Source organism: Bradyrhizobium erythrophlei (genome assembly GCF_042430365.1).
Lineage (GTDB): Bacteria > Pseudomonadota > Alphaproteobacteria > Rhizobiales > Xanthobacteraceae > Bradyrhizobium > Bradyrhizobium erythrophlei.
In genome coordinates, this window is record NZ_JBHMET010000104.1 from 1 (window position 1) to 2,626 (window position 2,626).

General features: G+C 56.4%; 2 protein-coding genes. Both read left to right on the top strand.

The features are described 5' to 3' along the window. Positions 1 to 96 precede the first annotated feature (96 nt). Positions 97 to 1,236, top strand: coding sequence for an alpha/beta hydrolase (locus ACFFWD_RS17215; protein ID WP_376967160.1), 1,140 nt, complete (start codon positions 97 to 99; stop codon positions 1,234 to 1,236). A 69-nt stretch (positions 1,237 to 1,305) separates the two neighbouring features. Continuing rightward, complete coding sequence (locus ACFFWD_RS17220; protein ID WP_376967162.1) at positions 1,306 to 2,415, top strand: alpha/beta fold hydrolase; 1,110 nt, start codon at positions 1,306 to 1,308, stop codon at positions 2,413 to 2,415. Positions 2,416 to 2,626: the final 211 nt, after the last annotated feature.

Consider the following 2,626-nt stretch of genomic DNA (forward strand, 5'->3'; position numbering starts at 1 on the left):
GTTACAGAAGCGGAAGTTGACGGACAGCCGAGTGTTGCAGAGGGCGACGCTCGTGACCCATAGGCGACCTGCACCCGATCTGCCCTCAACAGCGCAATGTTCAGCCATGGTGCGATGCACCAACTGGAATATCAGCACTGGATGCAGGTTGATATCAAGAAGGAAAGAGGGAGGGATAATATGAAAAAAACAATTGTCGCGTTGTTGGCTGGACTTATCTGCGCTGCACCTGCCTCTGCCCAGCAGGCGGCTGTTGTCAAAAATGATATGCAGATCGACGGGCTTGATCCGGGGATCAAGATCTTCATTCGCGAAAAAATGGCGCAAGGCAACACGCGGTTTGCCAACGACAACATCGTTCTTTTTCTGCACGGCGCAACCGGCCCGTCAACTTGCGATTTTGATCTCCAATATAAGGACTATTCCTGGGCCGATTGGCTCGTGAGGCGCGGCTACGTCGTCTACATGGGCGACTATCGAAATTATGGCGGGTCGACACGCGAGGCCGCGATGGACGAGCCGCCCGCCAAAAACCAACCCGTCACGCGCTCGTATCTCGCGCTGCGCGACATCGAAGCGATGGTCAATCATATAAAACGCACTCGGAACGTGCAGAAGGTAGCGCTGATTGGCTGGTCGTGGGGAGCCATGATGGCGGGCTATTATGCTTCGCTCCACTCCGAGAATGTGCAGAAACTGGTGATGTACGCGCCGCTCTATAACTTCAACGATCACACGAATCTTGGTCCAGGCGGCGGACTGCAGAATAAGCGAAAGCCGACGGAGTTCAATTTCGCACTAGGAGCGTATCGCGTGGCCTCTGAAGCGGCCAATACGGCGCGCTGGAACGGCGAAATTCCGGTCGAAAACAAGGACGAGTACCGCGATCCAGCGTTACCTGCGGCATTTTGGAACGAGTGTTTGGCGACCGATCCGACGAGCAACAGCCGAACGCCCCCCAGCCTTCGCGCGCCAAATGGCGTCCTGGAAGACTCGTTTTATCAGGCGACGGGCAGGCCCCTGTGGAACGCTGCCAACATCTACGCGCCCACCCTGGTGATCGGCGGCGATTTCGATACCTGGTCGTTTCAGGAGGACCGCGAAGGTTTGATGCGTGCGCTCGTTCACGCTCCGACGAAGCGGAATGTCTTGATCAAGAACGCCACGCATTTTGTTCTCTTCGAGAAGAACCGCACGCAATTCTTCGAAGAAATCCTGAAATTCCTGAACGAATAGGTCAGGCGCGTCTGCCCGCGGTCCGTGCGTCTAGGAGTTTCACAACGTAATCATATCCGGGAGGGACCTATGTCGCGCTTTGCCGTAGTGATGGGAATTGCCCTGCTCTTTGTCACAACGGCCACGCCGGCTCACACTCCGAGCCAGCCACCGCATCAACTATTCAGCGAAGGCAACCTCAAGCTGGAAAGCGGTGAGGTCATCAGGGACTTTTCAATCTCCTACGTCACTCACGGAACGCTAAACGCCAAGAAGTCGAACGCGATCCTCGTTGTTACGGCGATCGGCGGTAATCATCACCGCATTGATTTCATGATCGGACCGGGCAAGTCCCTCGATCCCAACAAGTATTTCATCATTACGACCGATGCCATTTCCAATGGATTGACGACATCACCGAGCAATTCAACGGCGCAGCCGCGGATGTCGTTTCCAAAATTCACGATCCGCGACATGGTCGAATCACAGTACCGTTTGCTGAAAGAGAAATTCGCAATCGACCATGTGGTCGCCGTCGTTGGACCATCGATGGGCGGCATGCAGGTTCTGCAGTGGGGCGTCAGTCACCCTGAGATGATGGATAGCCTTGTCGCCATGGTGCCACTCGCCAAAACGCCGGCATGGACTGTTGCTGTCTTAGAGACCACCCGTCGGGCCATCATGCTTGATCCGGCATGGAATGGCGGGAACTACACCGCGATCCCCGAAAAGGGAGTAAGGCTGTGGCGAGACATTCTCAATCTTTTGGCCGCGCGCACGCCCGACATGTATCAAGCGCAGTTTAAGAACGGGACTGATGTTCTGCCATGGATGGTTCAGCAGGAAGATGCGGTGATGAAAGCGTTCGATGCGAATGATTGGATCTACCAGACTTGGGCTTACGAAAGGCACGATGTTGGCACGACGCCGGGCTTTGATGGCGACACCGAGAAAGCGCTCGGCTCTATAAAGGCAAAAACCCTAATTCTCACTGGTACGAAGGACTTGCTTAATCCTGAGTTCGAGCCGCAGTCGGCTGCGCTCGCCATCAAGGATGTGCGTGTCGCGACGATTTCGCCTGACACAATAACCGGGCATGCCTCGGCCGGCGGCGGACTTCCGGCCGATGTCGAGTTTCTTAACCGCGAGGTCGGGAGCTTTCTCGACTCTGTAACGGATCACGGCACCAAACTGAATTGACCCGGTTTCAGCCAGCCAGCCCGCTACCGCTTGATGTCCGTAAGTGGCCCTGAGCGACGTGTTGCGCCGCCACAAGACCTCGGTCGCGAACGGGGCATAGCGGAAGTTGACGGACCGCCGAGTGTTGCAGAGGGCGACGCTCGTGACCCTGAGCGGAAGCCCGGCCAGGGGGAGCTGATCGCTCCGCAGCGGCCAAATGGCGCGTTTCAGG

Coding starts and splice junctions, on each gene's coding strand:
- ACFFWD_RS17220 (WP_376967162.1), top strand. CDS start 1,306: ATGTCGCGCTTTGCCGTAGTGATGGGAATTGCCCTGCTCTTTGTCACA.
- ACFFWD_RS17215 (WP_376967160.1), top strand. CDS start 97: ATGTTCAGCCATGGTGCGATGCACCAACTGGAATATCAGCACTGGATG.